The following is a 6,325-nucleotide window of genomic DNA, read 5'->3' as shown; positions in this document are numbered from 1 at the left end:
GCTGCGGGCCGCTGCTGGTGGCGCGCGAGCCGTTGTCGCCCGCCGATCTGGCCGGGGCGCGGGTGGCCATACCGGGGCGCATGACCACGGCCAACCTGCTGCTTTCCCTGCACGGCACGCTGCACGGCCCGCGCGAGGAAATGGTGTTCGACCAGGTCATGCCCGCCGTGGCTTCCGGCAAGGCCGACTGCGGGCTGGTCATCCACGAGGGGCGGTTCACCTACGGCGCCCATGGCCTGCATTGCGTGCTGGACCTGGGCCAGTGGTGGGAATCCGCCTACGGGTTGCCCCTGCCGCTGGGGGCCATTGCCGCGCGGCGCGACCTGGGCGAGGCCACCATCCTTGCCGTGCAGGACGCCATCCGGCGCAGCCTGGAATACGCCAACGCCAACCCGGCGGCCTCGCGCGGGTGGATACGCGAACACGCCCAGGAAATGTCCGACGAGGTCACGGACAGCCACATCCGCACCTTCGTGAACGACTTCAGCCTGGACCTGCGCGACGAGGGCCGCGCCGCCATTCGCGCGCTGCTGGAAAAGGCCACCGCCATCTCCGGCGGCGCAGGCAGGGGCCTGCCCGATCTGCCCCTGTTCGCCTGAGGGGGATGGCATTGACAATCACTCCGGGGCATCATAGCTCAGTATAATACTGGGCGAACGCTCAGCGACATGCCGCCGGGGGCGTCCAGGGGGGCCGGCATGACCCTCCGCAGGGGGGAAGGGCGTGACGGGTGCCTGCCACCGAAAACGCGCACGGCAGGGCAAGCGCCGGGCGTTTCCTATAGTCGGGGGAACCCATGATGCTGCCATGGGGTTTGCTGCCGCACCGATCCATGCCGACCTTGCGCATGGTCGTGGTCATGGCGCTGACGTTGCTGGGGCCTCCGGCAGCCGGAAGCGCCACGTCTCCCGTGGTGTTGTGCAACGACGAGCATTTTCCCCTTTCCTACCGTGACGACGCCGGACGGCCCGCCGGGCTGTATCCGGAAATCCTGCGTGAAGCCGTGCGGCGGTCCGGCGTGCAACTGGACATTCGCGTGGCCCCGTGGACGCGAGCCCTGCGCTCGCTGGAAACGGGCGAGGCGGCCCTGGGCGGAGCCTTTTCCACCACCCGTGCGCGCGGGCAGTGGCGGGTCAGCCTGCCCCTGCACCTGGAGCGCATCGTGGCCGTGCTGCCGCGGGAGTCCACGGTCACTGCCACGCGCGTGGCCGAGTTGAAGCCGTATCGCACCTGCATCGTGGAAGGGTGGAACTACGGCCCGCCGCTGGATGGTGCCCTGGTGGACGGGGGCTGGAACCTGGATCCCGCGCCCAGCGAGGCCTTGTGCCTGCGCAAGCTGGAAGCGGGCCGGGTGCAGGTGGCGCTGGTGGGCGAAGTTGGCGCCCTGCGCCTGTCGGACCCCGCCGTGCTGACGCGTACGCGCACGGCCCTGGTGGGGCTTGAACTGCCGGTGCACGTGTTCTGGCCGCTCACCGTGCCGGACGAGACGGTGCGCCGCATGGACGTGGCCCTGCGCCACATGGACGAGGACGGCACCCTGCGCCGCATCGTGCAGCGCTACCTGGAGCCGTGACGGCCATTTTTCGGGCTGCTGGAAATGTTTCCGCCACAATGGCAACGCCGCCGATGTCACGCGACATCGGCGGCGTTGCCATTGTGGCGGCATGGTCGTCGGGGGAGGCGCACTTTCGTCGTGGCAGTTCTTTCGCCGGGGAGGCGTGTCGGTGGGGGCCGGATCGCAGGGCGACCTTTTGCGATGGCCGGGTACCGATGCCATCGCCAGGGCAACGGGTCTGCCTTTCCCGAAAAAGGTGGGAACCGCCCCCGGCGCGGCCTGTGCCTGCCGGTGGCGGTTCCCGCCGCCGCGTGATGCGACATGAATCCCTGCGGCGACCAGGATTCCGGGAAGGCCCATGCGGAATGGATATAGTGTAAGAAGTATTGCTTTGCCTGCCGTTGCGCTGCCCCCGTCGTCAATGGGCGAAACGCGAAAAAGCCCGGCCATGGGCCGGGCTTTCATCGGGTCTGTCGGTGGGTAAGGGGCGTGTGCGTGCGTGTGGCGGGACGTGCGGCGGGGCCGCGCGGGCTACTTGGCGAAGCCCACGGCGCGGCGTTCGCGGATGACCGTGACCCGGATCTGGCCGGGGTAGGTCAGGTTCTTTTCGATCTTGCCCGCAATGTCCTTGCACAGCATGTAGGTCTGGTCGTCGTCCACGTTGTCGGAGTTCACCATGACCCGGATCTCGCGGCCCGCCTGAATGGCGTAGGCCTTGGCCACGCCCTCGAAGCCGGTGGCGATGTTCTCCAGGTCTTCCAGCCGCTTCACGTAGTTTTCCAGCAGTTCCTTGCGGGCGCCGGGGCGGGCGCCGGACAGACCGTCGGCGGCCTGCACCAGCACGGCCAGGGCCGACTTGGGCGGGGTATCCTCGTGGTGGGCGGCGATGGCGTGGATGATTTCCTTGCTCTCGTTGTACTTCTTGGCGATGTCCGCGCCGATGATGGCGTGCGGCCCTTCCACCTCGTGGTCCACGGCCTTGCCGATGTCGTGCAGGAGGCCCGCGCGCTTGGCCTTCTTGATGTCCATGCCGAGTTCGGCGGCCATCATGCCACACAGGGCGGCCACTTCCAGCGAGTGTTGCAGCACGTTCTGCGAGAAGCTGGTGCGGTACTTCAGCTGGCCCAGCAGGCGCACGATGTCGGGATGGATGCCGTGCACGCCCGCGTCGAAGGTGGCCTGTTCGCCCACCTCGCGGATCTGCACATCAAGCTCCTGCTCGCACTTGCGCACGATGTCCTCGATGCGCGCGGGGTGGATGCGCCCGTCCTGGATCAGCCGTTCCAGGGCCATCTTGGCCACCTGGCGGCGCAACGGACTGTAGGCGGAAAGGATGACCGTCTCCGGGGTGTCGTCGATGATCAGGTCAACGCCCGTGGCCGCTTCCAGCGCGCGGATGTTGCGCCCTTCGCGACCGATGATGCGGCCCTTCATGTCTTCGCTGGGCAGGGTGACGGCGGTCACCGTCTGCTCGCCCACGTAGTCGCCCGCGTAACGCTGGATGGCGTTGGCGATGATTTCCTTGGCCTTGCGGTCGGCGGTTTCCTTCGACTCGGTTTCGATGAGCCGGATCATCTTGGCGGCTTCGTGACGGGTGCGCGATTCGATGTCTTCGAAAAGACGCGACTTCGCCTCTTCGGCGGTCAGGCCGGATATTTCCTGGAGGCGGCGTTCCTGTTCATCGATGCGGGAGGAAATCTGTTCCTCCATGTCGGCCAGATGACGTTCGCGACGGGTCAGCTCTTTTTCTGCGGCCAGCACTTCGTGCTCCTTTTCGGTGGCCTTTTCGAGCTTTTCCTCCAGGCGTTCGCCCTGTTCCTGCATCTTGCGGTCACGCGCCTTCAGTTCGCGCTCGCGTTCCTTGAACTCGTGTTCCAGTTCGCGTTTCTGGTGAAAGATTTCGTCCTGGCCCTGGAGCAGTATCTCCTTTTTCTGGGCCTGCGCTTCCTTGCGGGCTTCCTCGACGATGCGCTTGGCGAGTTCGTTGGCATCGGCGATGCGCTTGGAGCTGATGTAGCGGTGCAGGGCATAGCCCGATGCCGCGCCGATGATCGCTCCCACGACGACGTAGATGATTTCGATGAGCCCCATACTGCAACTCCCGTTATGGTGTCGGACCAGCGTCCGATGTAGCGTCCGGCAATCGGGCCGGGCGCGCCGTTGGGCCGCGCGGGCCGCCCCCGGAGGGAACGGCGGTCAGTGCCGCGGCGTCAAGACGCACCAAGTCACCGTGCCGATTCCATGAGCACGGGGAAGACGGGAGCTCGGGCAAGGAGGGGACGGACGGTCGCATCGCCGGGGTCCGCGCACTCTTGTGCTAAACGCGGATTCCCCGACGGGCGGGCCTTGTTGGGGGCGAGGGGGCATGAGCGAGCCCCGGAGCGCCGTGTGACGTGCCAAAGCAGGACCTGACTATGTCAGGGTGGGAACCTCGGGCGGGCCTTCAGGCTCCCCGGCGCGGGGCCGGGTATGCACACCGGTCCGCCGTACAGGTTCCCTGTTTTTTTCTTGTGAGGTCAGCGATGGCAAATCAATCACGCACACTCCAGGGATCGTTATGCATCCGCGCAACGGGAGTTACGCGGATTCCTCTATTTTCGCCAGCAGGGCTTCCATGCGGGTGCGCATTTCGTCCTTCTGCTGGGTAGACTGCAACAGGTCGTCCGCCAGTCCCAGAACCAGAAAGGTCAGCAGCTTCTCCTTGCTGAGCTGTCTTCCGTGGAACTTCAGTCTGTTGAACCGCTCTTCCACCAGGGCCTTGGCGGTTTCGACCCTTGCGGGGTCGGCCTCGGCCTTGAAGGAAACCTCAAGCCCCAGGACGGTGAGGTTGTATGTACGCATGGGGCCTCGACGCGCCTAGGCGCCGCCGGTTTGGTCCTTGAGGCGGAGCAGCAGCGCATCGATGCGCGTAAGCACCGCATCTTTCACGGCGCGCTCCTCGTCAAGGGCTTCCTTGAGGATTCGGTTCTCTTCCGCCAGCGCCGAAAGCCCGCCTTCGACCTCTTCCCGAAGGCGACTGTTCTCCTCGCGCAGGGTTTCGAGCTGCGACAGGAGCGCCGTGACGCGGGTTTCAAGCAGGTCAATCAGTTCCATGTCTGTTAACTAGCCGTTTCACGGCGTGAAATCAAGAGTTCCTGCGGCGCGGCAGGGTCGTCTGGCGGCCCCGCGCGATGGCCAGCGAATCGTCCGGAACGTCCTTGGTTATGACGGAACCGGCCCCCACCAGACTGCCCGCACCAATGGTTACCGGGGCCACCAGCGCGCTGTTGCTGCCGATGAAGGCCCCCTCGCCGATGACGGTCTTGTGCTTGTGCACCCCGTCGTAGTTGCAGGTGATGGTGCCCGCGCCGATGTTGGCTCCGGGACCCACCTCGGCGTCGCCAAGGTAGGTCAGGTGGTTGGCCTTGGCCCCCTTGCACAGGCGGGCTTTTTTCATTTCCACGAAGTTGCCGACGCGTGCGCCTTCCTCCATCACCGCGCCGGGGCGCAGGCGGGCGTAGGGGCCCACCACGCAGTCGGGGCCGATTTCGGCCTTTTCCACGTGGCTGAAGGGGTGCACGGTGGCACCTTCGGCCACCACGGCGTCGCGCAGCCAGCAGTGCGAATGGACAACGGCCCCGCGCGCGATGCGCGACGCCCCGTAGATTTCGCAGGGGCCGTATATCTCCGCACCCGGCTCAAGCACGGCGCGCGGGCTGATGCGCACGGTTTCCGGCGCATGGATGAGCACGCGCTTTTCTATCCAGTTCAGGGCGATGCGCGCGCGCACCAGGGCTTCGGACCGGATCAGTTCCGCCGGGTCGTTGACGCCCAGCAGGTTGGGGTCCTGCCCGCATTCCACGCCGATGACGTCCATGCGTTCCGCCACGGCCAGGCCCACCAGGTCTGTGATGTAGTATTCGCCGCTCTTGTTGGCGTTGGTAAGGCGCGGCAGCAGTTTTTCCACCGCGTCCATGCGCAGGCAGTAGATGCCCGCGTTGATCTCGTCCGGTTCCGGGCCGTACAGGGTTTCGTCGTAGTCCTTGGCCTCCACGATGGCCACCACGCGGCGGTTGTGGCGCACCACGCGGCCATACGCGCCGGGGTCGGGCAGGGTCAGGGTCATGAAGGCCACGTCAGCGTCCATGGCTTCCTTCAGGAAGGTGGCCACGGTGGACGTGGGCAGCAGCGGGGTATCGCCGTTGACGACCACCACGCGCTCAAGACCCGCGGCCTTCAGTTCTTCCCAGGCGGCCTGCAGGGCGTGCCCGGTGCCCAGCTGTTTTTCCTGCACCACGAAGCGGTGGTCCTCTCCCTTGAACGCCTCGCGCACCATGTCGGCCTTGTGGCCGATGACGGTCCACAGGTTGCCGCCGAACAGCGGCTCCAGCGCGTCGTACACGAAGCGCAGCATGGGTTCGCCCAGAATGGACTGCAATACCTTGGGCTTGTCGGAATGCATGCGGGTGCCCTTGCCCGCTGCCAGTATGAGAGCGCCGGTGATGGACGCCATGGTTCCTCCGTCACGAAGGGGTGTTTTTCGGGGGTGCGCGCCGGGAGACGGCGCGTCGTCCGGTTTCTAGCCCCCCGTGCGGGGGCTGTCCAGTGGGAAGGGCTGGGGAATGGCCCGCATTCCGGAATGGCGTGTGCCCCGGCAGGGCCTTTGCCGGGCAGACCCTGGCCGCGCCCCGGCAGGACCCGCCCCGAAAGGACCCGCCACGAAGAGGCCGGGCCACGGAGCATTCGGGCACACCGGGGGAGGCGCGGCGTTCGGGCGGGCGGGTCCGCACG

At 66.6% G+C, this 6,325-nt stretch carries 6 protein-coding genes and 1 other RNA gene; 2 read left to right on the top strand and 5 right to left on the bottom strand.

Annotation, left to right across the window (positions count from 1 at the left end; translation table 11 throughout):
• Both FVW27_RS05520 and FVW27_RS05515 read left to right on the top strand, forming a co-directional pair.
• A partial coding sequence (locus FVW27_RS05520) for an MqnA/MqnD/SBP family protein (RefSeq protein ID WP_167123426.1) occupies positions 1-599 on the top strand: 599 nt, incomplete at its 5' end.
• 233 nt (positions 600-832) lie between these two features.
• Positions 833-1,573 carry a substrate-binding periplasmic protein gene (locus FVW27_RS05515; protein ID WP_243838231.1) on the top strand — a complete coding sequence of 247 codons (741 nt, stop codon included), beginning with the start codon at positions 833-835 and terminating at the stop codon, positions 1,571-1,573.
• Between the two features lie 513 nt (positions 1,574-2,086).
• On the opposite strand, the gene rny is transcribed toward FVW27_RS05515, so the two are convergent.
• From rny to glmU, 5 genes are all read right to left on the bottom strand, one after another.
• Positions 2,087-3,646: a ribonuclease Y gene (gene rny / locus FVW27_RS05510; RefSeq protein WP_012612326.1), complete on the bottom strand. Its 1,560-nt coding sequence runs from the start codon at positions 3,644-3,646 to the stop codon at positions 2,087-2,089.
• A 278-nt stretch (positions 3,647-3,924) separates the two neighbouring features.
• Positions 3,925-4,110, bottom strand: a non-coding RNA gene (gene ssrS / locus FVW27_RS05505) — 6S RNA.
• Positions 4,111-4,132: 22 nt separating this feature from the next.
• Positions 4,133-4,396, bottom strand: a complete 264-nt coding sequence (gene zapA / locus FVW27_RS05500) for a cell division protein ZapA (protein WP_012612325.1) — start codon at positions 4,394-4,396, stop codon at positions 4,133-4,135.
• Between the two features lie 15 nt (positions 4,397-4,411).
• On the bottom strand, positions 4,412-4,648 hold the full coding sequence (locus tag FVW27_RS05495) for a cell division protein ZapB (RefSeq protein ID WP_167123424.1): 237 nt from the start codon (positions 4,646-4,648) through the stop codon (positions 4,412-4,414).
• A 31-nt stretch (positions 4,649-4,679) separates the two neighbouring features.
• Positions 4,680-6,047 carry a bifunctional UDP-N-acetylglucosamine diphosphorylase/glucosamine-1-phosphate N-acetyltransferase GlmU gene (glmU, locus tag FVW27_RS05490; RefSeq protein WP_167123422.1) on the bottom strand — a complete coding sequence of 456 codons (1,368 nt, stop codon included), beginning with the start codon at positions 6,045-6,047 and terminating at the stop codon, positions 4,680-4,682.
• Positions 6,048-6,325 lie beyond the last annotated feature (278 nt).

This window comes from Nitratidesulfovibrio liaohensis (assembly GCF_011682075.1).
GTDB lineage: Bacteria > Desulfobacterota > Desulfovibrionia > Desulfovibrionales > Desulfovibrionaceae > Cupidesulfovibrio > Cupidesulfovibrio liaohensis.
The sequence above is the reverse complement of the archived record's forward strand: the minus strand, read 5'-3'. Positions and strand labels throughout refer to the sequence as shown.